The organism is Pseudomonas sp. XP1, assembly GCF_053557675.1.
On the sequence record NZ_JBNRIJ010000003.1, the window covers coordinates 145,865 to 171,422 of the forward strand.

Here is a 25,558-nt window from a genome sequence, read left to right on the forward strand (position 1 = left end):
TACGGCTTACATCCACCACGCCAGCACCACTGGCAACCAGGCAAACGACAGCACCGTGGAACACATCACCAGGTTCGCCACCTGCTCCGGCTCGCGGTTGGCGCGCACTGCCATCAGGTAGTTGAACACGGCAACCGGCATCGCCGACTGCACCACCAGCACCGCACGCTCCAGGCTTCCCATGCCCAGCGCCGCACCTACTGCCCAGCCCACGGCGGCCCCCAGGCCAATGCGCAAAGCACCCAGCAGCATGCCGCTGCCCACATGATGCAGGCGAATGCTGGCCAGCGACACGCCCAGTGTCAGCAACATCAGCGGGATGGTCATGCCGCCCAGCAGGTCTGCCGTATTGGCCAGCCAGCGCGGCAACTCGAAATCGAGAAAGATGATCGGCATGGCCCCGGCCAGGCTGATCACGATCGGGTTGCGCAGCAGTGCCTTGAGCGAAGCCGCAGTACCGGAAATGGCCATGCCGAGGGTGAACTGCACGATCGACAAGGTCAGAAAGAACGCCACGGCCAGGGCCAGGCCGTGTTCGCCAAAGGCGTACAGGCTGATCGGCAGGCCCATGTTGCCGGTGTTGGGGAACATGAACGCCGGCAACAGGACACGCCAGTGCATGCCCGAAGCGCGGCACACCAGCAAGCCGGCCAGGGCCATGCCCAAGGTGCACAGCAGGCAGGCCATGGCCATGCTGGTGAAGGCGTTCGGGTCCAGCTCGGTACGGCTGAGCGTGGACAGCACCAGCGACGGTGTGCCCACGGTCATCACCACTCGGGCGATGAATTCGGTGGGGTAGTCCAGGCCCTTGCGGGCCCAGGCATAGCCGATGCCGGCAACGATGAAAACCGGGGCCAGGACTGCGAACAGCGAAGCGAACATTGGGGGCCTTCCTTGGGGGTAGGCCCCGCATTATGCCGCAGACTGCGGCGTCTCGTCGCACACCCAAGCCCCTTGGGCAAAACCGCGCAACCCCGTAGAATCGCGCATCCTTTTCGCCCGTCGCCTTGAACGGTGGCAACCGGCAGCGTCGCATCCAGCCCAGGCACATCCGTGCAGCCCCTCGGCCCGTTCGGGTCGAGCCGGTGTGCGCGTCCGAAAAGGCGCTCATTCCGCTCATCCAACTAGAGGTACGTATGTCTCCGCGTTTGCTGGCCATGGCGCTGGCGCCCCTGCTCGGGCTGTTCATCATTGCCCTGGGCAACGGCTTCATGTCTTCCCTTACCACCCTGCGCCTGGGCGCTGCCGGCGAGTCGGCCACCACCATCGGTGTGGTCTCCTCGACCTACTTCATCGGCCTGACCCTGGGTGCCATCTTCAACGACCGGCTGATCCTGCGCATCGGCCATATCCGCGCCTACACCAGCTTCGCCTCGCTGATCGCCGTGACCATCCTGCTGCAAGGCCTGTTCTACGACGTCACCTGGTGGTCGGTGCTGCGCCTGATCAACGGCTGGGCGGCGGTGGGCGTGTTCCTGGTGATCGAAAGCTGGCTGCTGCTGGCCGGTGACGCCAAGATCCGCGGCCGCCTGCTGGCGCTGTACATGATCGCCTTCTACGGCGCCGGGGTCATCGCCCAGGCCGGCCTTGGCGAAATCACCCACATGGGTGACACCGCACCGTTCATGCTGGCCGGCGTGCTCGCCGCCCTGTCGGTACTGCCCATCGTGATCCTGCCCCGAGTGTCGCCGCTGCTGGAACAGGTCGAACCGCTCAAGCCGCGCCAGTTGCTGGGCGTTGCGCCGTCGGGCCTGGTCGGCTGCTTCGGTTCGGGTGTGGCCATTGCCGGCATCTATGCCCTGCTGCCGCTGTACCTGCAGCGCATCGGCCTGGACGTGGGCGAGGTCGGTAACATGATGGCCTGGGTGATTCTGGGTGCCATGCTGCTGCAATACCCGGTCGGGCGCTGGTCCGACCGCAAGGACCGCCAGGATGTGCTGATTGCCCTGGCCGCGCTGTGCGTGCTGCTGTCGCTGGTCACGGTGTTTCTGCCGTCGGACTCGATCCTGCTGCCAGCAATGCTGTTCCTGCTGGGTGGTGGCGTGTTCACCCTGTACCCGGTGGCGGTCAGCCATGCGGCCGACCGGGCGCCATCGGATGCACTTGTGCCGATGATCCAGGGGCTGCTGCTTATCAACTCGCTGGGTTCGGCCATGGCGCCGGTGGCGATTTCGCCAATGATGACCGAGTTTGGCGAGGCCGGGTTGTTCTGGGCCTTTGCCGTGGTCAACCTGGCCATGGTGTGCTTCTTCATGTGGCGCCGTGGCAAGCGCCCGGCGGCGGAGCACCCGGCCCCGTTCACCGCTTCGACCACCTTCTCGCCGACCGGTGCCGAGCTGCGGGTGACCGAAGACCTGATGCATGCGGCGCAGGAGCATCCGCCGCTGGAGCCGGTGGAGAATGCTGCGCCAGCGCAGGCGCAGCGTTCAGAATCGCATTGAATCCGGGGGCTGCCTTGCAGCCCTTTCGCGACACAAGGCCGCTCCCACAGGGGCCGCGCAGGCTTGTGGATCTGGCGCTAGCCATTCACCAGGTTGGCCGGGCGCTCGCCGGCCAGCGCACTGAGCAGGTTGTCCACCGCACAGCGCGCCATGGCCTGGCGGGTTTCTTCGGTCGCAGAGCCGATATGCGGGGTCGCCACCACGTTGTCCAGCTGCAACAACGGCGACTGTGCCGGCAACGGCTCGTGCACGAACACATCCAGGCCGGCGCCGCGTATGCGCCGGGCACGCAACGCGTCGATCAGCGCCGGCTCATCCACCACGCGCCCGCGGGAAATGTTCACCAGGATTGCCTGGGGCTTCATCAGTGCCAGCTCCCGCGCGCCGATCAGGCCTTCGGTGCTGGCACTCAGCGGCACGGTCAGGCAAACGAAATCCGCCTGCTGCAACAGCTCATCCAGGCTGCATCGCCGCGCCGCATGGCGCGCCTCCACCTCAGGCTTGGCACGCTGACTGTGATACAGCACACGCATGCCGAAGCCGGCCGCAGCACGCCGGGCCAGGGCCTCGCCGATGCGGCCCATGCCGACGATGCCCAGCGTCTTGCCGTGTACATCGCTGCCGAAATGCGCCGGGCCGAGGTTGGCCTGCCAGTTCCCGTCTCGCACCCAGTTAGCCAGTTCCACCACCCGCCTGGCGGTGGCCAGGATCAAGGCAAAGCCCGTGTCGGCGGTGGTTTCGGTGAGCACGTCGGGGGTGTTGGTCAACATCACGCCACGCCGGCTGAGCTCGGCGATGTCGTAGTTGTCCACGCCGACCGAAACGCTGGACACCACTTCAAGCTGTGGCGCCAGGTCGAGCAGGCTGGCGTCCAGGCGCAGGCTGGCCCCCAGCAGCCCGTGCGCCCCCGGCAAGGCGTCGCGCAAACGCGCCAGGCCATCGGGCCCGGAGGTATCCACCCAGGTCACCTCGACGCGTTCTTGCAGGCGTGCCATCAAGTCGTCGGACAGGCGTTTGTACAGGACGATTCGCTTCTTCATTGCACTGGTTCCTAATGGTTCATGGCCAGGCGCGAGTTGCCGCGCTTGGCCCGGCCTGATGTCTGGGAAGTATTGAGCGCGGCGGTAAGCGCCACTGCGGCCAGCAGCGCACCGCACATGAACAGGTAGGAGGCGCCTGGCCCGCCCGTGACGCCATTGAGGTAACCCACCAGCCACGAGCCACCGAACGAGCCCAGCGCGCCCATGCTGTTGATCAGCGCCATGGCACCGCCCGCGACGTTGGCCGGCAGGATCTCGGGCACGATCGCGAAGAACGGGCCGTAGGGGGCATACATGCAGGCGCCGGCGACCACCAGCAACGCGTACGACAGCCAGAAGTGCTCGCTGCCCAGGGCGTACGAGCCATAGAACGCAACGGCGGCGATCAGCAGTGGTGGCCAGACGAAGCGCTTGCGCTTCTGCAGGCGGTCGGACGCCCACGACACACCGACCATGGCCAGCACCGCCGCCAGGTAAGGTACCGACGACAGCCAGCCGGCCTGCACGATATCGAGGTTGGCCGCCTGCTTGAGGATCGACGGCAACCACAGCACGAAGCCATACACACCGATGCTCCAGCAGAAGTACTGCAGCGCAAGGATGATCACCTGCGGCGAGCGGAACGCCTCGCGGTAGTTCTTCACCGGCTTGATACCTTGCTGCTCGGCAGCCAGCGCCTGTTCCAGGGCGGCTTTTTCCTGCTCGCTCAGCCACTTCACCTGCGCCGGGCGGTCATCCACCAGGCGCCACCAGAAGAACGCCCAGATGACCGCGGGCAGGCCTTCGATGATGAACATCCAGCGCCAGTCGTAATGCTTGACGAGGTAGCCAGACACCACCGACATCCACAGGATGGTCACCGGGTTGCCGAGGATCAGGAAGGTATTGGCGCGCGAACGTTCGGCGCGGGTGAACCAGTGGCACAGGTACACCAGCATGGCCGGCATCACCGCCGCCTCCACCACCCCGAGCAGGAAACGGATGCCGATCAGCATGTAGACATTGCTGACCACACCGGTGAGCGTGGCAAGGCCACCCCAGAGGATCAGGCAGACAAAAATCAGCTTCTTCACACTGCGCTTTTCGGCGTAGATGGCGCCGGGCACCTGGAAGAAGAAGTAACCAAGGAAGAACAGTGCCCCCAGCAGTGAAGACAGTGCGGGGGTGATATGCAGGTCTTCAGCCATGCCGGAAGCGGCGGCGAACCCGTAGTTGGCGCGGTCCAGGTACGCCAGGCTATAGGTGAAGAACACGATCGGGATGATGTACCACCAGCGGCGCGGTGCCAGGCTTTGGCTTTGCATGGTTCGTTTCTCCTGAGCTTGTTGTTTTTGTTGCAACAGGTGTTTCGGGGTCAAGCGTTCACGCGCTTCTGCGCAGGTCGTGGGCTTGCAGCTCATGGCGCAGCGGCAGCCCCTCCATGTCGCCACGCGACTGCACGGCGCGGCTGCCGCACCAGTTGCCACGCGCAACTGCCTCGGCTACCGGGTGGCCGTCCAGCAGCGCACTGAGCACGCCGACGGCAAAGGCATCGCCGGCGCCAACGGTGTCCACCACTTGGCTGACCGGCACTGGCGCCACCTGGCCTTCACCCTTGGCGCTGCGGAAGTACGCACCGGCATCGCCCAGCTTGATCACCACCAGTTCCACCCCTTGGTCGAGGTAGAATGCGGCGATGTCTGCCGGGGTGTGCTGGCCGGTCAGCAGGCGGCCCTCTTCCAGCCCGGGCAGAACCCAGTCGGCCTTGGCGGCCAGGGCATTGACTTCACGCACCATGCTGCTTTGGTCAGGCCACAGCGAGGGGCGCAGGTTGGGGTCGAACGAAATGCTGCGCCCGGCGGCACGCATGGCGTCCATCAACGCATGGGACAGCGCCCGGCAACTCTCCGACAGCGCTGGCGGAATGCCGGTGGCGTGCAAGTGGCGCGCCTGCAGAGAGCCCGGGCGCAGCAACGCGGGCGACAGCCGGCTGGCCGCCGAACCACGGCGGAAGTACTCCACCGCCGGGTCACTGCCGTCATCGCAGCGGGCCTTGAGCTGGAAGCCGGTGGGGTTGCAGGCATCCACCTCGACGCCGGAGCAGTCCAGGCCTTCGCGGCGCAGGCTGTCGAGCACGAAACGGCCCAGCGAATCGTCGCCCACCCGGCTCAGCCAGCGGACCTTGAAGCCCAGCCGCGCCAGGCCGATGGCCACGTTGCTGTCAGCGCCGGCGATGCGCTTGCCGAACTGGCCGACACTGGCCAGGTCGCCAGCCTGCTCGGCGACGAACATGGCCATGGTCTCGCCGAAACACAACACGTCATGCTCATGCATGGCTCAGCTCCTCGCTCGATGCCACGCCCTGCCCCAGCGCCGCGAGGTCGCGCACCTGGGCCCGGGTCAGCGCCAGCAGATCGTCGCTCACCAGCGGGTACTCGACAGCACGCACCACGCCGGGGGTGAACTCGGCCATCAACTCGGCCCACTCCTGCAGGTCCGCAGCCTCTGGCGGGACGGCTACCAGGCGGCCATCGGCCCGGCGCTGCACGGCCTTGCAATGCACATAGCTGACCCAGCGGCCAAGCTGGCGAGCGGCGTGGCGAGCAGGCTCGCCCTGCCACTGCCAGTTACCGATATCGAAGGTCATGCCCAGGCTCAGCCTGAGTTCGTCGGCGCGCTGGAAAAACTGCTGCAGGGGTTCGATTCGTCCACCTTGCGCGGTCTGGTCGTTCTCCACCAGCAGCAACGGCCCGTGCGCCGGCAACAGCGTCGCCAGGGCCGCGACGTCACAGCCCGCATGGTAGTGGCCCAGGGAAACCTTGAGCGCGACCGCGCCAAGGGCGCGGGCAGTGTCCAGTTTCTGCGCCAGTTGCGGGTCTGGCACGCCTTGTGCGGTCCACAGCTCCAGCGGCGTGGAATACAGGCACTCCAGGCGCAGCGCGGCAATGGCTGCAGACAGCGCTGCAGTATCCGGGGCACAAGTGAACAGTTCTTCGCGCAGTTCCACGCGGGTGACGCCAGCGGCAGCCAGCAGATCAAGGAACTGTTCCTGGCCACGTTGCCGGACATAGTCGGCGCCGTAGCTGGAAAGGCTGATGGAAACGGGGTTCGGATGCATTGTTGTTGTCCTTGTGAAACCGGTTTCATTTTTGGGTAACAGCAGGCACGCAGGTACCTGCCTGTGATTACTGTGGCTGGGTTGAACCTCGGATGATCAGCTCGGCCTTGAAGTCGATGCGCCGTACTGCCCCGCTGTTGCCGCGCAGGCGGCCAAGCAGGCTCTCGAATGCTGCCACGCCGATACGCTCGGTGGGCTGGGCCAGTGCAGTGATGCCAGTGCCGACCAAGGGGTACCAGTCGAGGTCGTCGAGGGCGATCAGCCCGACGTCCGCGAAAAGGTTGCGCCCTGCCTGGTGCAGGGCTCGGGTCACGGCCAGGGTGGCGACCCCGTTGAAGGTGAAGATGGCCTGCGGGCCATGACCACTGCCGACGAGGAACGAAGCCAGCTGGTCATCCAGCCCGGCGCCGATTTCCAGCACCTGCTGGCGCATGCCGGGGCGCCGGCTGATCGATGTGCCGAACGCCTGTACCCGCTCCAGGCGCGAGCTGGTGCCATCGAGGGGCTCGGTTACCGCCAGGATGTCGCGATAGCCTTGCGCCTGCAGGTGGTCCAGGGCCTGCTCGACAGCGTCGGCATTGTCCAGGCCCACCAGGTCGACATTCAGTTCCGGCAACTGGCGGTCGACCAGCACCATGGGGATGTCGCGCTGCAGGTTGAGCAATTCGCCGGGGTGATGGCCAAGCGTGTTCACGATCAGCCCTTCGACGTTGTAGGACTGCAGGGCCACCAGGTGGTGACGCTCCTGATCGTCGTCGCGGTTGGTGTTGCACACCACCAGGCTGTAGCCGTGCTGGCGGCAGGCAGTTTCCACGCCATGCATCACGGCCACTGAATAGGGGTTGAGGATATCGGCCACCAGCATGCCGATCAGGCGCGTCTGGCCGCGCTTCAGGCCACGGGCCATCTGGTTGGGGCGGTAACCGAGGCGCTCGATGACCTCTTCCAGGCGCTTGGCGGTGGCTTCGGCGAGCAACTGCCGGTCACCGCCGATGTAACGGGAGACGGTGGCCTTGGAAACGCCAGCGACACGCGCTACTTCGCTGATGGTGACCCGTTCGCGGGCATGGGCAGGCGCGTCGGTCATGGGCTGTCCTTATGATTGTTGTGATAGCGATGAAACCGGTTTCAATACAGCAAAAACGCACGCGTTCGTCAACATGCCGTTGGTCGGCAGGGCGATTTATATGCTTAGTAGATACAATAAAAGTGCGTTTTAAGCAGTTGAAATATATAGGAAAGCAAACACAAAGCCCTGTGGGAGCGGGTTCACCCGCGAATGCGATGTTGAATGTGCCGACGCATTCGCGGGTAAACCCGCTCCCACAGTGGTAAACCCGCTCCCACAGTGGATTGGGGGTGCAGACAGAGGGATGCAGTTAACGGAGGGCTTTCACGTCACTGGCGGTGACGGCATCCCCTTGGTTACCCCAACTGGTGCGAATGAAGTTCACCACCTCGGCAACCTCCTGGTCACTCAGGCGCCAGCCGAACGCCGGCATGGTGAAGTTCGACGGTGCCGCGTGCGTCGCTGGCACCGTGCCCCCTGCCAACACCACGTGGATCAGCGATGTGGCATCTGCCGTCTGCACCACCGGGTTGCCGGCCAGGGCCGGGAACACGCGGGTATAGCCCTGGCCATCGGTACGGTGGCAGGCCGCGCAGTTGTCGATGTACACCGCCGCCCCGGGCTTGCTGTCGTCGCCCTTCCACATCGCATCTGCCACCTGTTTGTCGTACACGTGCGGCCGGTCGTCAGGGTTGCTCGGCGGCAGCGTCTTCAGGTACCGGGCGATGGCGGTCAGGTCGGCGTCGCTCATGTGTTGCATGCTGTGCTCGACCACATCGCTCATGCCACCGAACACGGCGCTGCGGTCGCTACGGCCAGTCTTGAGAAACTGCACCAGCTGCTCTTCGCTCCAGCTACCCAGGCCGTCCTTGTGATCGCCACGCAGGTTCTTGGCAATCCAGCCTTCCAGCGGTGCACTGCCAGCCAGGAACTGCTCGCCATCCTGTGGGCTCAGTGCCTTTTCCTGCATGGTCAGCGCGCGCGGCGTATGGCACGCGCCACAGTGCCCAAGGCCCTCGACCAGATAAGCGCCGCGGTTGACCACCGGGTCGGCCGCCGCCGACGCCTGCCAGGGCTTGGCCTCTGGCGCGAACAACCCGCGCCAGATCGCCAGCGGCCAGCGCATGCTCAGCGGCCAAGGGATGTCGGTGGCCTTGTTCGGCTGCTCGACCGGCTCCACACCCTTCATGAAATAGGCATACAGCGCCTGCATGTCCTGCTCGCTGACACGTGCATAAGATGGGTATGGCATGGCCGGATACAGGGTGCTGCCGTCCTTGCCGATGCCCTTGCGCACCGCCTGGTCGAAGTCTTCGAAGCTGTACTGGCCGATACCACTGGCAGCCGGGGTGATATTGGTGGAGTAAACCGTGCCGATCGGTGTCTCCATCGGCAGCCCACCGGCGAACGGCTTGCCGCCCTTGGCGGTATGGCAGGCAACACAGTCGCCGGCGCGGGCCAGGTACTCGCCCTGGCGCACCTGCGCATCGTCATTCGGCGCAGCCTGTGCGGCCACGCTGGCACCCAGCAGGGTTGCGATCAACATTGTCTTCATGCGCATCGCTCCTCAAGCCTGAACCAGCGGGCCAGGGTTTTTCAGGTACTGCTCGCGGATGGCGCGGGCCGACCAATAGGTCAGCGCCGCCACCAGCCCGGTCGGGTTGTAGCCCAGCCCCTGGGGGAACGCCGAAGCTCCCGGAACGAACACGTTGTGCACATCCCAGCTTTGCAGGTAGCGGTTCAATGCACTGGTTTTCGGGTCGGTGCCCATGATCGCGCCGCCGTTCAGGTGGGTGGTCTGGTAGCTGGCGGTGTTGAAGTGATCCTTGACCTTCTTGCCCAGCACGGCAATGGTCTTGGGGTTCATCGCCTGGGCGATCTTGCTCAGCTTGTCGACCATGAACTGGTTCATCCTGATGTCGTTCTCCTGCCAGTCGAAGGTCATGCGCAGCAGCGGCTGGCCGTAGGCGTCGCGGTAGGTCGGGTCGAGGTCCAGGTAGTTCCCACGATAGGACTGGTGGGCGCCGTGGGCGTCCATCGACACCTGGTGGGTGTAGTAATCGGCGGTGGCCTTCTTCCAGGCGCTGCCCCAGGCCGGTGTGCCTGGCGGGGTCGCACCACCGGCAATCGGCCGTGTGCCGGCCTGGTTCACCCACATCGGTGAGCCACCGACGAAGCCGTGCGGGCCATGGTCGAAGTTGTCGGCGTTGAAGTCATCGATGGCAATGCCGTTGCCACCGGCACCGATGAAGTTGTTGGTGTAGGTGTCCTTGTCGAAGAACGCCTTGACCGTGCCCATGTTCTGGTAGGCGAAGTTGCGCCCGACCACACCTTCGTTCTTGATGGGGTCGTATGGTTTGCCGATGCCGGACAGCAGCATCAGGCGCACGTTGTTGAACTGGAACGCCGCCAGGATCACCAGGTCCGCCGGCTGCTCCACTTCCCGCCCCTGGGCGTCGATGTAGGTCACCCCGGTGGCCTTGCGCTTGCTGTCGTCCAGGTTCACCCGCAGCACATGGGCGTTGGGCCGCAATTCGAAGTTCGGCACCTGGCGCAGCGCCGGCAGGATGTTCACGTTGGGCGAGGCCTTGGAGTACATGTAGCACACGTAGCCGCTGCAGAAACCGCAGAAGTTGCACGGCCCCATTTGCGCCCCATACGGGTTGGTGTACGGACCGGAGGTGTTGGCCGATGGCAGGTTGTAGGGCTTGTAGCCCAGGCTGGCCGCCGCTTTTTCGAACAGCCTGGCCGACACCACGTTCTTCTGCGAAGGCAGCGGGAACGGGCTGGAGCGGTCCGGCGCATAGGGGTTGCCGCCCTTCCCTTCGCCGACGACCTGCCCATTGACGGTCCAGGCCTGGCCAGAGGTACCGAATACTTTTTCGGCAAAGTCGAAGTGTGGTTCCAGTTCTTCGTAGCTGACCCCGAAGTCCTGGATCGTCATGTCTTCAGGGATGAATTTGCGCCCGTAGCGTTCTTCGTAGTGGCTGCGCATGCGCAGTTCCATCGGGTCTACCCGAAAGTGCACGCCCGACCAGTGCAGGCCTGCGCCACCTACACCTTTACCCGGCAGGAAGGCACCGAGCTGGCGATTGGGCAGCGCCACGTCATTCATGCTGTGGCGGATGGTGACGGTTTCTTTCGACACGTCGACGAACAGCTTCTTGCGCACGCTGTAGGTCAGCTCGTCGATCACCTGCGGGTAGCTGCCTTCCGGGTAGGTGTCCTGCATCGGCCCGCGCTCCAGGGCCACCACCTGCAGCCCGGCCTCTGTCAGTTCCTTGGCCATGATCGCGCCGGCCCAGCCGAAGCCCACGATTACCGCGTCCACTTTCTTCATCACGGTCGCCATGCCTCAGGCCCTCTCGCCACGGATCGAAACAGCCGGGAACGGGTAAGGCTCGTTGCGCTCGACCCAATCCATGAAATCGGCGCGGGCGCCGGGGAAGCCGATCTGGGTCCAGCCGACCATGCCTTTGTTGCCACCATGGACCGGGTCGCAGAAGAACCCTTCACGGGTGTTCTGCACCAGCAAGCTGAAGAACACCTTGGCCGGCACGGTGTCGAAAGCAAGCTCTCCAGCCTCGATCTTGCTGAGAACGTGGTCTCGGGTAGCGCTATCTTGCGCCGCAAAAACTTGCCCGGAATTGGCCTTGCACCAGCCGTCCACGGCGGCGATGCCCAGGCGGTAGATCTGTTGCGGGCTGAGTTGCAACTGGTAACCCAGTTCGGGCGCGGCGTCGGCCTTGAACGGGCCCTGCATGTACCACTGCGCGCCGGTAGCGTAAGGGGTGTTCATCTGCCGGTCGATGAATTCGGCTGCGCCGGCTTCAAGCGCGCCAGGGCCAAGCTCGTCGGCCGGGATGATGCGCGAGACGGCTGCCTGCACGAAGGCCCACTCTTCGGCAGTGAAGAACGTCGGCTGGTAGTTGCCCGCTGGCGGTGTGGCCGGCACTTTGGGCTCGTGTTGCGGGGCCGCAAGCAACTGACTGGCACCCACGCCAAGCCCCGTGCTGGCCACGGTTACCACAGGGATCAAGGTCAAGGTCTTGCGCAGGAAGTCCCTGCGCGGGTTGTCTGGGGCATGCTCAGGCATTGCGAATCCTCATCGGCTGTGTGCGGCCTTGAAAAGCGCCATCTGATTTTCAATATGGGGGGTGGTCTTGATAGGCCATCAAGAAAACAGCCGAATAATCTAGCGTGTTCAGAAATGTTTTGAAACCGGTTTCAGGACGTACTGAAAGCGCCGGCCGGATGTGGGTCGGCACGACCTTCCCCAGCCCCCAATCTTGGGGACACGGTGCCCAACGGCAAACACCTGCAAATGCCTTTGCAAAAGAATTGGATCCCTTGCCCTGCAAGGGCTACAGCACATTTATTTCGGCTTGGCACGCCTATTGCCGATCTCCTGCCAGACGCCCCAAGTCCATGGGCCCGTTTGCAGGAGGAAATGACTCATGCACCGACCGATTCCCCACCCGCTGGCAGTGGCGATTTTCGCCGGCTTGCTCCAGCTCCCCGCGCAGGCTGCCTTGAACGCTGTCGATCCAGGCGCCTATGTTCCCGCCAACGGCGGCTTCCCCGCCTGGTACCAGGACAGCCACGGTCGTACCCTCGACCTGTGCCTGACCAAGGCGGTCAGCTCGCGGGTGCCTGGCGCGCCCGGCGCACCGTCGTACATGTGTACGCTGCTGCCCACCCCCGGCGTGTTCGACGATACCCAACCCATCGTCTTCCCCACCAACTTCCCTGACGAGGCGTTCTGGTTCACCGCCGACGCCGCCATCGTCGATGCTACCCGCGGCATAGACCTCAGCTACGGCACCGCGATCGAGGCGGCATTTGCCGCCGAAGAACCGGTCGACGGCGACCAGGTCAGCTTCGCCCGGGTGCGTATCCGGGTCGACGTGCCAACCGCCGGCACCTACGTGATCACCCATCCGTACGGCGTCGAAGTGTTCGACGTACCTGCGGCAGGGCGCCGGGCGATCAACATGACCCGCGACATCGGCATTGCCGGCGCAGGGGATTTCACCGGTGCCCTGAAAGGCGATGTAGGGCCGTTCCTGCGCAGTGTCAACGGCCCCTACACCGAAGGCAGCGAGCGCTTCATCGGTGACCCCAACCTGGAGGAACGGGTGACCGGCAGCCCGTTCAATACCAACTACGTGCGCATCGAAGGCCCCGGCGGCATCGACCTGCGCACCGAGCTGTTCGCGGTTTCGGGCAAGCTTTCCGAAGTGGCCCTGCCAACCCCCCTCATGCCACAACGCAGTACCTACTCACGGCATGCCGAGAACGGCGATCTGCGCGCCCAGCAGGACATCTTCGTGATGGCCCCGCCACCGCCGGCCAGCGTCACCCTGACCAGCCAGACACCCAACCTGAACCTCACCGAGGCCAACGGTACCGGTGCCTGGTACGCCCAGTCGGTGCTCGACCCGGCCGCCGGGACGGTCCTGACCCTGACCGCCGACAACAGCGTGGCGATCCCCACCAGCAGCCTGACCACCGCCAATGTGCCGCTGACCGACCTGGTCACCATCACCCAGGCCCAGTACCGCCTGTCCACCGGCGAGCTGACCCTGGTGGCCAGCACCAGCGACGAAACCTCGCCGCCAGTGCTCACCGCACATACCGGCAACGGCACGCTGATCGGCAACCTGAGTGGTACAGGCGCGGTGAAGACGCTGAGCACCAGCCTGTCGCCGATCCCGCCGGCCAAGGTGCAAGTCACCAGTGCCAACGGCGGTAGCGACACCGAAGACGTGGTGCTGGTGCCATGAACAGACAAAGGCTCAGCCTTCAAGGAGGCAGCATGAACACTTGGTCGCGCCGTGCGCTGTTGGCCGCCGGTTTCTCCCTTACCGTTACCAGCGCCGCGTTTGCCGCGCTGTCCGATGTCGACCCGGGGCCCTACACCTTCGCCACCGGTGGCTATCCGATGTGGTACAAGGACAGCCTCGACCAGTCCCTGGAGCTGTGCCAGTCTCGTGCCACCAGTACGCGTGCGCCAGGCGCGCCAGGGGCGCCCGCCTACATGTGTACCTTGTTGCCCGAGCCCGGCATCTATGACGACGCCCTGCCGCTGGTATTCCCGGACAACTGGCCGCCAGAGATGTTCTGGTTCCTGGCTGAAACCACCATTCCGCAGGCCGGCAACAGCGGCTATGAGCTGGAGGTCTATGTAGCCGGGGTGGAGGCAGCCTTCGCCGCCGAAAACCCGGTCGATGGTGACCAGCAGAGCTTTGCCCGCATCCGTATCCGTGCTTCGGTCCCGAGCACCGGTACCTACACCATCACCCACCCGTACGGGGTGGAGACGGTCAACGTCACCACGGCAGGGCGTCGGGCGATCAACATCACCCGGGACATAGGCATTGGTGCCCCTGGCAACTTCCGGGGAGCGCTGGCCGGGGCGATCGGCCCCTGGCTGAAGGGTGTTGGCGGGCCTTATACCGAGGTCAACCCCGATACCGGCGCCATCGAAACCTACATCGGCGACCCCAATATCACCGAAGCGGTGACCGGCAGCCCCTTCAATACCAACTTCGTGCGCATCGAAGGCCCCGCTGGCACCATCCAGACCAATACCTTCTCTGTTTCCGGCAAGGTACTGGACCAGCGTGCCCAGACCCCGGTCAGCCTGGAACGCGCCACCTATTCGCGCAACGCCACCGGCACCCGCACGGAAGTGTTCGCCAAGGCGCCCAGCGCAGCCAGCCTGTGCATGCGCAATGGCATTGCCCTGGTCGGCACCCCGCCTTCGCCATGCCAGTACACCCTCACCGCCGACAACAACGGGCTGTTCTTCCACCAGCAGTCAGGCCAGGAAGCACCGCCTGCAGTGGTAGTGGTCACCGCCAGCAACAGCGCCGGTGGTACCCAGCCGACCGCGCTGTCGAGCAAGCTCACCGACGTGGTCAAGGTCAGCACCGCACGCTATGACTGGGCCAACAAGCGCCTGCTGATCGAGGCCAGTTCCAGTGATGAAGTGGCGATCCCCGACCTGCTCGCCCAGGGCTACGGTCGCCTGTCCAAGGCAGGCACGCTGCAGAGCCTGACCGTCAACGACGTGCCGCAGCCACCGGCTACCATCACGGTCAAGTCGGCACGTGGCGGCAGCGATGTCGAACCGGTGGTGGTGGTCGGCAATGCGCCGGTCGAGGCGGCCAACCAGCCACCGCTGGCCCAGGCCGATATCGGTAGCACCAGCGTCGGTATCCCGATCACCCTCAACCTGCTGCAGAACGACAGCGACCCGGACGGCAACGTGCCGCTGACCATCAGCGACCTGACCCAGCCCGGTACCGGCCTTGGCGGCGTGGTGATGAACGGCACCACCTCGGTCACCTACACCCCGCCAGCCGGGGCCACGCAACCCGTGGTGGCCACCTTCAGCTACCGGGCAGTGGACGCCAAGGGCCTGAAGTCGGAACCGGCTACTGTCACCATCAACGTAGCGCCCAACCAGGCACCAACCGCCAACCCGGAAACCGTCACCACCCTGGGCGTGCCATTGACCATCAACGTGCTGGCCAACGACACCGATCCGGAAGGCAACGTCCCGCTGACTGTCCCCGCTACCTCCCTCACCCAGCCGGCTACCGGTCGGGGCACGGTCAGCACCGACGGCACCACGGTGACCTACACCCCTCCGGCCACGGTGACCACCGCCTTCACCACCACCTTCACCTACCAGGCTCGTGACTCGCTGGGGGCGCTGTCCAACCCCAGCACCGTCACCGTCAACGTGTCGCCACGGCCCGCCGCCGAAAACTTCGCGGTCACGGCAGCCACGGTCACGGCACGCTCCAACAACCGTTACAACTGGGACCTCAGCGGTACCTCGTCGGTCACCACCGGCAACACCGTCACCGTGCGGGTTACCACCACTACCGGCGTGCAGACCCTTGGCACCGCCACGGTAGCGCTGACAGGCCGCTGGCGCCTGGCGGTGAGCAACAGCACCACGATCATCCCGACTGCGGCACCGACGGCGACGATCACCACCAGCCAGGGCACCACACGCACCGTCAACGTAACCGTGCAGTAAAGGCCGGAGGTTGCAATGAAACGCCTGTACCCCCTGCTGCTCGGCCTGGCCCTGGTGGGCCAGGCCTGCTGGGCCGAGGACCTGCTGGACAATGCCGACCTCGCGCCCGGCAACGACCTCGGCGAACCGGTGATCATCCGCCTGCTGCCGGCCGGTGCCGGTCAGGCGGCGGTGATCGAGCAGCAAGGCACGGGCAACCGCGCCGCCCTCGACCAGAACGGCCAGGCCCTGCTGGGCCGCATCGTCCAGGCCGGTGACGCACAGGAAGCGTACATCTTGCAGGAAGGTAGTGACCTGATGGCCATCATCAGCCAACAGGGAAATGGCAACAGCGCGTCGATCCGCCAGAGCGGCAGCAGCAACAGCGCGGCCATCGAGCAGATCGGCAACGACAACAGCGCCAGCATCGTGCAGTCGGGCACAGGCCTGAACAGCTCCGTGACCCAGGCCGGCAATGGCCAGCACGTTCAGATCACCCAATACCGATAGACCTGGAGGCACCCCCATGTACAAGCTCGCTCCCTTAAGTGCCGCTATCGTCCTGGCCCTTGCAGGTCAGGCCATGGCTGCTGACAGCACCTCGTCCCAGACCCAGGACGGCAAGGAAAACATCGCCGAAGTCAGCCAGTCCCTGGCACCATTCGCTTCGGCAACCCAGACCCAGACCGGCAAGGGCAACAACCACCTGGCGGTGCAATCGGAGAGCACCAGCGATATCCAGCAGAGCGCCAACGGCCAGTACAACGCCGGCTACGCCGACCAACTGGTCGAGAACGGCAGCCAAGCCACCCAGAACGCCAGCGGCAGCTACAACGATGCCTTCGTCAGCCAGTCGCTGGGCCTGGGCAACCAGTCGCAGCAAAACCAGCAAGGCGCCGAAAACACTTCGACCGTGTGGCAGGACAGCCAGGAAGGCAGCAAGGCCGAGACCTGGCAATCCGGCCAGCGCAACGAAGCCTTCATCGAGCAGACCTTTGGTGGCAGCAACAACCGCAGCAGCATCAACCAGACAGGCCAGGAAAACTACGCCGCTGCCGAGCATCTGGGCTACGTCGATGGCGACATCCAGGTCTACCAGGATGGCACGGGCAACTGGGCGTACGGCGACCAGCGCGACGGCACCGGCGGTACCATCGGCATAGGCCAGTACGGTGGCGGCAACTCGGTGGAAGTGTGGCAGGATAACCAGACCGCCAGCCAGGCGTCGGTAACCCAGTCCGGCCAGATGAACGAAGGCTATATCGACCAGAGCTTCGGCATGAACAACAAGGTCAGCCTGTCGCAACAGGGCACAGCCAACGCCAGCTGGTCGGACCAGTTCGAGACCAACAACTCGACCACCACCATCACCCAGACCGGTAGCAACAACTTGCATTTCACTTACCAGAACGGTGAAAACCTCAACCTGACCATCAACACCAAGGGAAATGGCAACAGCGTCACTGCCAGCAACTGGAAAGGCGCCAAGATGGGCGGCCAGTTCGGTACCAACCAGAACGCCACCATCAACCAGAATGGCAATGGCAACGGCGCCAACCTGACTCAGAACGGTGACAACCAGCTGGCCACGCTGACCCAGAAAGGCACCGGCAACCAGATGGAGACCAAGCAGGCCGACATGAACAACGAGCTGTACTTCGAGCAGAACGGTACTGACAACATCCTGATCGCCGACCAGCGTGGCACCGAAAACTACGCCTACGGCAACAGCCAGGGCAATGGCAACGTAATCAACCTGGACCAGTCCGGCTACAGCAACCAGAGCTACACCAACCAGCTGTACGGTGGCGGCAACGAAGCCACCATCAAGCAGGTTGACAGCTACAACATCGCCTACGTGACCCAGGGAGGCCAGGGCAACAAGGCGTATGTCGACCAGAGCGGTGTGACCCAGACCGCGACCATCACCCAGCTGGGCAGCACCAACGTGGCCACTGTGACCCAGCAGTAGATCGCTCCCCCCTTGAACCGCGGTGCTCCTCTCCCTGGTGCCGCGGTTCCTTTTTATTTCTGTCACAACTCCTTTTTTATTGTTTTAGCGAGGGCCTTGCAGGAGCAGCCTTGTGCTGCGAAGAGGCCGGTACTGACCATACATATCTGTTGCCTGCACCGGCCTCTTCGCAGCACAAGGCTGCTCCTGCAAAGCGGGGCGTCTTGTCCACCCGCGAATAGGCCAAGCCTGCCAAGCGCATTACAATGGCCCCCAACCAAGCCGATGCCCAATCCCATGATCCAGTCCGACCTCGACCTGTTCGGTCCCCAGCCGCAACACCTGGCCAGCCACACCGTGCTGCTGCCCGGCTTCGCCCTGGCCGAGATCGAGGCCTTGCTCGATGCCCTGCGCCCGGTGCTGCGTGCCGCGCCGTTCCGGCACATGCACACTCCGGGAGGCCTGCGCATGGCGGTAGGGTTGACCAACTGCGGCACGCTGGGTTGGGTCAGTGACGAACACGGCTACCGCTACAGCCCCAGCGACCCGCTCACCGGCAAACCCTGGCCCGCCCTGCCCCTCGTGTTGCTCGAGCTCGCCGCCCGCGCCGCAAGCATGGCCGGGTTCGAAGGTTTCGTGCCGGATGCCTGCCTGGTCAACCATTACCTGCCGGGCACCCGCCTGAGCCTCCACCAGGACCGCGACGAGCGGGACTTTGGCCAGCCGATCGTGTCGGTGTCGCTGGGCTTGCCGGCAGTGTTCCTGTTCGGTGGCCTGCAGCGCGCCGACAAGACCCAGCGCATTCCGCTGAGCCATGGCGATGTGCTGGTGTGGGGTGGCGAGGACCGCTTGCGCTTTCACGGCGTGCTCCCGATCAAGCCCGGCATCCATCCGCGCCTGGGTGAGCGGCGGATCAACCTGACCTTGCGCAAGGCCGGTGGCTGAATCGGACCAACGGCCCGTCACCCGGCGCAAACAGGATGAACGCGCATGAAACGCGTTGAACATCTTGGCCAGGCAAGCTTCAAACGATAAGCCGCCCTATTCAGCCGGAGCCCGTTATGCCCTGCCAACCCTGTTTCCCGACACCTCACAGCGGAGCCGCGCGCCCATGAAGATGCCCTGCCGCGCCCCCAATGCCTCATTGCAACTCGATTACGTACGCGACACCCTGTTCGGCCCGGTGGCACAAAGCGTGGAATGTCAGTGCCAGCTCGCTGCCCTCGAGCTGCAGGGCCGCCCGGGCCTGCGCCTCCACATCTGCCCGCCGCTGCCCGACAAGGTCGACCGTGCCCACAGCGTGGCCTTCGTCTGGGACGGGCGCAGCTACCACGGCGTGGTTCGCGACCAGGGCAAGTGCGGCGATGGCGGCCTGAACCTGCTGCTGGAACTGCTGTAAGACGATCAACGGCGAGCAACCCGGCTGAACCCAGCAGGTGCGGCACGTCTCCATAGCAAAAGGGCTCACGCCCGCCGGAGAACGCGGAGAACGCCAATGAACAGTCCTTTGCTCAAGCTCTTCACTCACCCCGCCGACGCCTGGCTGGAAATCCGCCGGGCCGAGGAAGACCACCCGCAACAGTATCTGCCGCGCCTGCTGGCCCTGGCGTTGATCCCCGCGGTGTGCCTGTTCGTGGGCACCACCACCTTCGGCTGGAGCCTGGCGGCCGAGGAACGGGTGCGCCTGAGCATGGCCAGCGCCGCGCAACTGGCGGGCCTGCTCTATGCCACCACGGTCGTCGGGGTGATGTTGATGGGCACCATGATCCGCTGGATGTCGCGCGGTTTCGATGCACAGCCCAGCCTCAACCAGTGCATCGGCTTTGCCGCCTACTGCGCCACACCATGGTTCTTTGCCGGGGTGGTCGGCCTGCTGCCGATCCGCTGGCTGGCGTTGGCGGCGCTGCTGGCAGCCTCGGCCTATGCCAGCGTGTTGCTGTATGGCGGGTTGCAGACCTTCCTGCGCCTGAAGAAGGAACAGGCCATGCTGTTTGCGACCTGCGTATGGGGGGTGGGGTTGCTGCTGCTGGTGACCATCCTGGTGGCGATGATCCTGTTTTGGTTCAACGGCCTGATGCCGGAATATGTGCGCCCGGCCAGCCTGGGCTGACCGGGGCGCGGCAGGTGCCTCAGGCAATCGCCTTGAGTGGCGCCGGGTGGCTGTCACGCAGTGCGTGCAGCTGCCCCACCAGGTTGACCAGGTCGCGGCAACTGTTGAGGCTTTGCAGGGGGACCCCGCTTAGGGTCACGCTCTCCTCGAGACTCTGGCCCTGACACAGGCGGATGGTCAGGTTGGCGCCGTCCGTGCAGCTGACTTCGCAACGGTCGGGCAGGCAGGCCTGCTCGATCATCTGCCGCATTTCTAGCATCGAAACTCCTATCAACGACATGGTACGACCCTCTCTTTGGGATGGCCTGTTGTGTGAGTACGCCTTTGTCGGGCGAGGCGCCAATTGATATTGCGCATGCCGGGGCAGGCATCCATGCGCCTGGGCAATGATCATGCGGGGAATCATCTAGCACCTTAGTGGAAGATTGCCTGCGCAGGCCGGGTGTTCGAACGCAATGGCAGACTTAACGACGAGCGGTGTCGGCAGGCCCCAGCGACGCCCAGAGATGTTGCGCCGCATAGGCGCGCCACGGTCGCCAGGCCAGGGCGCGTTGCGCCAGTTGGGCGTCGTCTCCTTCGAGCAGGCGCAACGCCTTGACCAGCGCCACGTCGCCCAGCGGCAAGGCATCGGCCGCGCCGGCCTGACGCAACGCCAGGTAGTGCGCGCTCCAGGGGCCGATCCCCTTGAGTTGGCACAGCTTGCGCAGCAGTTGATCCAGCTCTTGCCCGCGGCGTAGCAATCCAGGTTCGGCCAGCAAGGCACTGGCCAGCGTGCCCAGAGTGGCGGCGCGCGCCCGCGGCATGCCCATGCCATCGAACTGCCCAGCCGCCAGTACCGGCAACGCCGGGAACACATGGCTCAGGCCCGGTGCAGGCCAGCGCAAGGGCATGCCGTGGCGTTGCACCAGGCGTCCGGCCAGGGTCATGGCCCCGGCCACACTGACCTGCTGCCCCAGCACTGTGCGCATGGCCTGCTCGCAAGCGTCCCAGCCTTGCGGCACGCGCAGGCCTGGGCGTTCCTGTAGCAGGCGGGCCATCAGCGGATCGCGGGACAGTACGGCATTGATGCGCGCGGGGTCGGCATCGAGGTCGAAGACCCGCCTGAGCCTGGCAGTCAGGCCGGGTAGCGCGCGGGCCGGAACGCCTTCAAGGTGGACCCGCAGGTACTGGCTGCCCGAAGGTGTGGCGTGCAAGACGGCGTGGCGGCCGGCAATTACCAGGGTACGGCGGTAGGTACCGTCAAGGCAGGTCTCGATGCCGGGGATGCAGCGGGCAGCGAGGAAGGCCAGAGTCGAGGGCCAATGGTAAGGGGCGCGATAGCGCAGCCACAGAATTTGGTGGCCAGGGGTGGGTAACGATCGGCGCACTGCGTGCAAGGGGGTGAGCTTGAGCATGGCTGCATCATGCCAGCAAATGTAATGCCTGTACCGACGCTATCACCAGCAAGCCAGCACTTACAGGTACAGCGTCGCTCTCGAGATTGTCGCTGTACCTGTGGCAGTTGGCTTGCCGGCGATAGAGCACGGACAGCCATTCAGTCAACCAGGATCAATGCGCCGCACCATCCCGTGCATCCTGCATCTGCCCGAACCGCCCGGCATGGAAGTCGTCGAACGACTCCGCAATTTCTGCCTGGCTGTTCATCACGAACGGGCCATAACCCACGATCGGCTCGTCGATCGGCTCACCGCTTAGCAGCAGCAGGCTGGCACCTTCCAGCGCTTCGACGGCAACATCCTCACCGGCGCGGTCAAACAGCACCAGGCTGGCTGGGCCGGCTTCGCGCTCGCCGTTGATCCGCACATTGCCGCGCAACACCACCAGCGCCGCATTGCGCCCGGTGGCAACCGGCAATTGCAAGGTTGCACCGGCATTCAGGCGCATGTCCCAGACATCCATGGCGGTAAAGGTCCGCGCCGGCCCCGAATGCCCACGATATTCACCTGCAATCACCCGCAGGCTGCCGCCCTCGCCGTCCAGCGCCACCACCGGGATGTCCTCGGCCAGCAGCGTCTGGTAGCCAGCCGCTGCGCGCTTGTCCCGCGCCGGCAGGTTCACCCACAGCTGTACCATCTCCAGCGTACCGCCAGTGCGGGCGAAGCCTGGGGAGTGGAACTCTTCATGGATGATGCCGTTGGCAGCAGTCATCCACTGCACGTCACCGGGGCCGATCAAGCCGCCAGCGCCGGTGGAGTCGCGGTGCTCCAGTTCGCCCTGGTAAACGATGGTCACGGTCTCGAAGCCTCGGTGCGGGTGCTGGCCAACGCCGCGCCGTGTACTGGTCGAGGTGAAGTCATGAGGGCCAGCATAGTCCAGCAGCAAGAACGGGCTGATCTTGCTGGCCAGGTTGTCGTAGGTGAACAGGCTGCGCACCGGAAAACCATCACCTACCCAGTGAGCGTGGGGGCTGCGGTGAATACCCAGAATCGTTTTCATGAGAAGGCTCCTCTCTTGGTTGAGATAACCTTACCAGTGATACCAATCAAGCAATAGTTGGCTTCAATGGCATGCATCGTCTCATTAAAAGGACAATCAGAAAAACACGGCGTGAAGTATCGGATGCCCCGGGTACTGCGACCTCAACCAATGCTCCAGCTTCAACGAAAAGGCTTGCCCCCGCACCCTGAGTTCCCGATAGACCGGATCCGCCATTGCCTGGCCTGGGGTCAGTCTGTCCAGATGAAGGCGATTTTCCACCGAGGAAATCAACTCGAGAAAGACTGCGTAGTCTTCGAACAGACCCACGCTATACGGGTTGGAATGACCGAGCATTGCCAGGCGTTGCAAAGGGGTAAGGGCCAGCAGTTGTTGAAGGCGCATGATCTTCGACGGCGCCGGAAGGCCATGGACCTCGGCAATCGCCACGATGCCGCCTGCAAAAAGCAGTTTTCGCGAAAATTGCAGTTTGATGTTGCGTACCCCCCATGCCTTGCCTTCGGCCCTCTTTTCCTCGAAGTTCGCCATGAGGGTGCGGTAGTAGCGGATCAGGTCGTTAAGCAGGAACCTGGCAAGCCCGCTGCCATGGTCGTCAGGTACATAACGGCACAGCAGGTCATGCTGCCACCGGGCAAAGGCTCCATGCCCGAAGAGAGGCCGGCCTTCGAGCAACATCAGCATCCGCCTGGTCAGCGCGGTATTGTCTTCGCACTTCCAGCCTATGTGTTCACTCAAGTCCGAGTACAGCGCCAACGCCTCTCGGCCGAATTTCGCCTCGTCGCTTTCCCCCGGATGGCTGATGGGCCGAACAAGGTCGCCGACCTGGCGCAATATGTCGTCCAGGCGTTCCGCCGGCAGACTGCTGTCATGAACAATGAAGAAGTCGATGTCCGAAACAGGGGAAACCTCGCATCGGCCATAGGAGCCCACACTGACCACGGCCAGAGGAGCCCGCCCCGCCAGTGGTGCAAGCGGGCTGCACATGGCCTGCCTGAGTGACTCGATTGTCTTGCAGGAATAGTCGTAGCGCTTTTGCAGATACGATGGCTGTAGCAAGGTCTTGCTGGTCATGTTCATACGCTCGGGCAAAGCCCAAGATTACTCACGCCTTAACTCTCGGCACTGTCTGGAAAAACTATCCCGCCGGTCCCTGCAGCAGGAAGGCCTGCACTTCTTCGGCACAAACCTCAGGATGTTCCTGCATGAAGCAGTGCCCACCTGCAACCTGCCTGGCGCTCACCTGAGGGTTCAGCGCCGCCAGGCGGCTCACAGAATGGGGCACGAAGGGGTAGGTGTGCTCGCCGTACAGCACTTGAGTGGGCGTGCGGATCGCCGCCAGGCTTGCCCACATGCGCTTGGGGAAGGAACTGAAGATTTCCACTTCGCGGCTGGGACGGCACTTGAGCACTACCGCATCGCCGCAGTCGCCGATGGCATGCTCGACGTAGGCCTGCAGCGCCGCATCGGTCCACCCCTTGAAGATACCCCGCCCATGCAGCGAAGCCAGGGCTGCCTCGCGGTCGGGCCAGTGACTGCGACGGCTGGCGGCCTTGCGTGCCAGGGCGTGACGCTGGTGCAAGCCGACCAGGGCTGCCACCCCCATCACACCCAGCATGCGCCGGCTGAACAGTACCGGGTCAAGCAGCACGGCACGGGTGAACAGTTGCGGCTCACTGGCCAGGATCAGGCCGGTAAGCACACCACCGAAGCTGTGCCCGACGGCAAAACGCGGCACGTCGCCATACTCGCCCCGCCCGGCTGCGAAAGCCTCCAGCGCAAGCGCAGCGGTGCGGTTCCAGCCACGAAATACCCCGCCATGGTCACTGTCACCATGGCCCTGGACATCGCTGAGCCACAGGTCGAAATGTTCACCCAGGCGCATCAGCAATGGCTGGTAGGCCAGGCAGCAGAAACCGTTGCCGTGCAAAAAATGCAGCAGCGGCTTGCCACTGGCCGGGGTTCGCCAGCCACGCAGGGTGAAGCCTTCGGTGCATTCGTGGGACCAGGGGATCAACTGCATCGGTTTGCTGTACTCGCGGGGTCAGGAAAACGCCGATTCTACAAACAGCAGCGGGTACAGTGAAATCACCAGCAACAAGGCCATCAGGACATTGAACAGCATCAGCCAGCGCGGGTTCTGCAACAGGTTGCGCAGGGCACTGCCGAACATCACCCACACCCCGACACTCGGCAGGTTGACCAAGGCAAACAAGGCGGCAATGACAATGACGTTGGTTACATAGCCTTGCGCCGGCGTGTAGGTAGTGATTGCCCCGACAGCCATCACCCAGGCCTTGGGGTTGACCCACTGGAATGCCGCCGCCCCCCAGAAGCCCAGCGGTTTGCGGGCACTGGACGAAGCTGTGCCGACCGGCCCCGAAGTGGCGATCTTCCAGGCCAGGTACAGCAGATAGACGGCACCGGTATAGCGCAAGACCGTGTACAGCGCCGGCCAGGCCTTGAACACCTCGCCCAGGCCCAGGCCAACAGCCAGCACCATTACCATGAAACCGACGCTGATCCCCATCGCGTGGGGAATGGAGCGGCGCACACCGAAGTTGACGCCCGAGGCCAAAAGCATGGTGTTGTTGGGGCCAGGAGTGATGGAGGACACGAAAGCAAACAGCACGAAGGCGGTGAGCAGGTCGGCAGAGGCAAGCATGGCAGGCATTCCACATTCTTTATGGGTGCTGTCACACTAACGGAGTCGCCCTTCTCCGCGACCGATACAGTTCCACTAAATTGTGTAGATACACATCGCTGTACCGCCACCACCAGACCAAGGAAGCCGTCCACCATGAGCCTCACCATCCGCCCTGCCGTTCGCGCCGATGCCGAGCAGATCCTGGCCTTCATCACCGAACTGGCCGAGTACGAACGCGCTCGCCACGAGGTGATCGCGAGCGTTGCCGATATCGAGCACAGCCTTTTTGGCGAGGGCAGCACCGTGCACAGCCTGATTTGCGAGCGCGATGGCCAGGCAATCGGCTTTGCCGTGTATTTCTACAGCTACTCGACCTGGCTCGGGCGCAACGGCATCTACCTGGAAGACCTGTACATAACGCCCGAGCAACGCGGCGACGGTGCCGGGCGGCAATTGCTGAGGCACATTGCCCGCGAAGCGGTTGCGAAGAATTGCGGGCGGTTGGAATGGAGCGTGCTGGACTGGAACGAGCCGGCGATCGGCTTCTACCAGAAGCTGGGGGCCGAAGCGCAGGATGAGTGGGTGCGCTACCGGCTGGACGGGGACAAGCTGGCGGCGTTTGCCCAGGGGTGACCGGGAGCGCTTCGCAATCCCTGTGGGAGCGGCCTTGTGTCGCGAAAGGGCTGCAAAGCAGCCCCAGCAATTTCAACTGTTGCGCATCAATCCTGGGGCCGC

General features: G+C 64.2%; 24 protein-coding genes. 9 read left to right on the forward strand and 15 right to left on the reverse strand.

The genetic code is table 11. The features are described 5' to 3' along the window. Positions 1-6 precede the first annotated feature (6 nt). Positions 7-882, reverse strand: a complete 876-nt coding sequence (locus ACK1U9_RS04560; protein WP_046614271.1) for an AEC family transporter — start codon at positions 880-882, stop codon at positions 7-9. A 254-nt stretch (positions 883-1,136) separates the two neighbouring features. On the opposite strand from ACK1U9_RS04560, the gene ACK1U9_RS04565 reads away from it, so the two are divergent. Continuing rightward, positions 1,137-2,441: an MFS transporter gene (locus ACK1U9_RS04565; protein ID WP_108481074.1), complete on the forward strand. Its 1,305-nt coding sequence runs from the start codon at positions 1,137-1,139 to the stop codon at positions 2,439-2,441. 77 nt (positions 2,442-2,518) lie between these two features. Here ACK1U9_RS04565 and ACK1U9_RS04570 read toward each other — a convergent pair whose 3' ends face one another. The 8 genes from ACK1U9_RS04570 to ACK1U9_RS04605 all read right to left on the reverse strand — a co-directional run bounded on the left by ACK1U9_RS04570 (position 2,519) and on the right by ACK1U9_RS04605 (position 11,743). Continuing rightward, on the reverse strand, positions 2,519-3,481 hold the full coding sequence (locus ACK1U9_RS04570) for a 2-hydroxyacid dehydrogenase (RefSeq protein WP_196182616.1): 963 nt from the start codon (positions 3,479-3,481) through the stop codon (positions 2,519-2,521). 11 nt (positions 3,482-3,492) lie between these two features. Further along, on the reverse strand, positions 3,493-4,785 hold the full coding sequence (locus ACK1U9_RS04575; RefSeq protein WP_085600887.1) for an MFS transporter: 1,293 nt from the start codon (positions 4,783-4,785) through the stop codon (positions 3,493-3,495). A 58-nt stretch (positions 4,786-4,843) separates the two neighbouring features. Further along, positions 4,844-5,794: a sugar kinase gene (locus ACK1U9_RS04580; RefSeq protein ID WP_284385533.1), complete on the reverse strand. Its 951-nt coding sequence runs from the start codon at positions 5,792-5,794 to the stop codon at positions 4,844-4,846. After that, positions 5,787-6,578, reverse strand: a complete 792-nt coding sequence (locus tag ACK1U9_RS04585) for an AP endonuclease (protein ID WP_449109729.1) — start codon at positions 6,576-6,578, stop codon at positions 5,787-5,789. Before ACK1U9_RS04585 ends, ACK1U9_RS04580 begins: the two co-directional genes overlap by 8 nt. A gap of 67 nt (positions 6,579-6,645) precedes the next feature. After that, positions 6,646-7,665, reverse strand: coding sequence for a transcriptional regulator PtxS (gene ptxS / locus ACK1U9_RS04590; RefSeq protein ID WP_153670870.1), 1,020 nt, complete (start codon positions 7,663-7,665; stop codon positions 6,646-6,648). 292 nt (positions 7,666-7,957) lie between these two features. Further along, the gene (locus tag ACK1U9_RS04595; RefSeq protein WP_108481080.1) at positions 7,958-9,202 is read right to left on the reverse strand and encodes a cytochrome c; all 1,245 of its coding nucleotides are present in this window, start codon (positions 9,200-9,202) and stop codon (positions 7,958-7,960) included. A gap of 12 nt (positions 9,203-9,214) precedes the next feature. Beyond that, positions 9,215-10,999 carry a GMC family oxidoreductase gene (locus ACK1U9_RS04600; protein WP_135002488.1) on the reverse strand — a complete coding sequence of 595 codons (1,785 nt, stop codon included), beginning with the start codon at positions 10,997-10,999 and terminating at the stop codon, positions 9,215-9,217. Between the two features lie 3 nt (positions 11,000-11,002). Next, positions 11,003-11,743 (reverse strand): gluconate 2-dehydrogenase subunit 3 family protein, encoded by a 741-nt coding sequence (locus tag ACK1U9_RS04605; RefSeq protein WP_085600883.1) that lies wholly within the window; start codon positions 11,741-11,743, stop codon positions 11,003-11,005. Between the two features lie 361 nt (positions 11,744-12,104). On the opposite strand from ACK1U9_RS04605, the gene ACK1U9_RS04610 reads away from it, so the two are divergent. The 7 genes from ACK1U9_RS04610 (at position 12,105) to ACK1U9_RS04640 (ending at position 19,743) form a co-directional block, all read left to right on the forward strand. Further along, the gene (locus ACK1U9_RS04610) at positions 12,105-13,433 is read left to right on the forward strand and encodes a hypothetical protein (RefSeq protein ID WP_108481082.1); all 1,329 of its coding nucleotides are present in this window, start codon (positions 12,105-12,107) and stop codon (positions 13,431-13,433) included. 32 nt (positions 13,434-13,465) lie between these two features. Next, entirely contained in the window at positions 13,466-15,703 is a 2,238-nt protein-coding gene (locus ACK1U9_RS04615; protein ID WP_085600879.1) for an Ig-like domain-containing protein, read from the forward strand. Positions 15,704-15,718: 15 nt separating this feature from the next. Then, complete coding sequence (locus ACK1U9_RS04620) at positions 15,719-16,192, forward strand: curlin (RefSeq protein ID WP_108481084.1); 474 nt, start codon at positions 15,719-15,721, stop codon at positions 16,190-16,192. Between the two features lie 16 nt (positions 16,193-16,208). Then, positions 16,209-17,654: a curlin gene (locus tag ACK1U9_RS04625; RefSeq protein ID WP_196172767.1), complete on the forward strand. Its 1,446-nt coding sequence runs from the start codon at positions 16,209-16,211 to the stop codon at positions 17,652-17,654. Between the two features lie 276 nt (positions 17,655-17,930). Then, a complete protein-coding gene (alkB, locus tag ACK1U9_RS04630) occupies positions 17,931-18,578 on the forward strand; it encodes a DNA oxidative demethylase AlkB (RefSeq protein ID WP_108481086.1) in 648 nt (215 codons plus the stop codon). A 166-nt stretch (positions 18,579-18,744) separates the two neighbouring features. Continuing rightward, positions 18,745-19,032, forward strand: a complete 288-nt coding sequence (locus tag ACK1U9_RS04635; RefSeq protein ID WP_046614285.1) for a hypothetical protein — start codon at positions 18,745-18,747, stop codon at positions 19,030-19,032. Between the two features lie 96 nt (positions 19,033-19,128). Beyond that, positions 19,129-19,743, forward strand: a complete 615-nt coding sequence (locus tag ACK1U9_RS04640; protein WP_046614286.1) for a Yip1 family protein — start codon at positions 19,129-19,131, stop codon at positions 19,741-19,743. A gap of 19 nt (positions 19,744-19,762) precedes the next feature. Here the strand turns inward: ACK1U9_RS04640 and ACK1U9_RS04645 are convergent, their stop codons facing one another. The 6 genes from ACK1U9_RS04645 to ACK1U9_RS04670 all read right to left on the reverse strand — a co-directional run bounded on the left by ACK1U9_RS04645 (position 19,763) and on the right by ACK1U9_RS04670 (position 24,850). Next, on the reverse strand, positions 19,763-20,023 hold the full coding sequence (locus ACK1U9_RS04645; RefSeq protein ID WP_046614287.1) for a DUF1652 domain-containing protein: 261 nt from the start codon (positions 20,021-20,023) through the stop codon (positions 19,763-19,765). Positions 20,024-20,207: 184 nt separating this feature from the next. After that, positions 20,208-21,137: a DNA-3-methyladenine glycosylase family protein gene (locus ACK1U9_RS04650; RefSeq protein WP_108481088.1), complete on the reverse strand. Its 930-nt coding sequence runs from the start codon at positions 21,135-21,137 to the stop codon at positions 20,208-20,210. A 154-nt stretch (positions 21,138-21,291) separates the two neighbouring features. Further along, entirely contained in the window at positions 21,292-22,179 is an 888-nt protein-coding gene (locus ACK1U9_RS04655) for a pirin family protein (RefSeq protein WP_108481089.1), read from the reverse strand. A gap of 96 nt (positions 22,180-22,275) precedes the next feature. Next, entirely contained in the window at positions 22,276-23,250 is a 975-nt protein-coding gene (locus ACK1U9_RS04660) for a hypothetical protein (RefSeq protein WP_046614388.1), read from the reverse strand. A 64-nt stretch (positions 23,251-23,314) separates the two neighbouring features. After that, complete coding sequence (locus ACK1U9_RS04665; protein ID WP_108481090.1) at positions 23,315-24,199, reverse strand: alpha/beta fold hydrolase; 885 nt, start codon at positions 24,197-24,199, stop codon at positions 23,315-23,317. Positions 24,200-24,220: 21 nt separating this feature from the next. Then, positions 24,221-24,850 carry a LysE family translocator gene (locus ACK1U9_RS04670; protein WP_046614290.1) on the reverse strand — a complete coding sequence of 210 codons (630 nt, stop codon included), beginning with the start codon at positions 24,848-24,850 and terminating at the stop codon, positions 24,221-24,223. Between the two features lie 126 nt (positions 24,851-24,976). Here ACK1U9_RS04670 and ACK1U9_RS04675 point away from each other — a divergent pair, with 126 nt between their 5' ends. Continuing rightward, a complete protein-coding gene (locus tag ACK1U9_RS04675) occupies positions 24,977-25,456 on the forward strand; it encodes a GNAT family N-acetyltransferase (protein ID WP_108481091.1) in 480 nt (159 codons plus the stop codon). Positions 25,457-25,558: the final 102 nt, after the last annotated feature.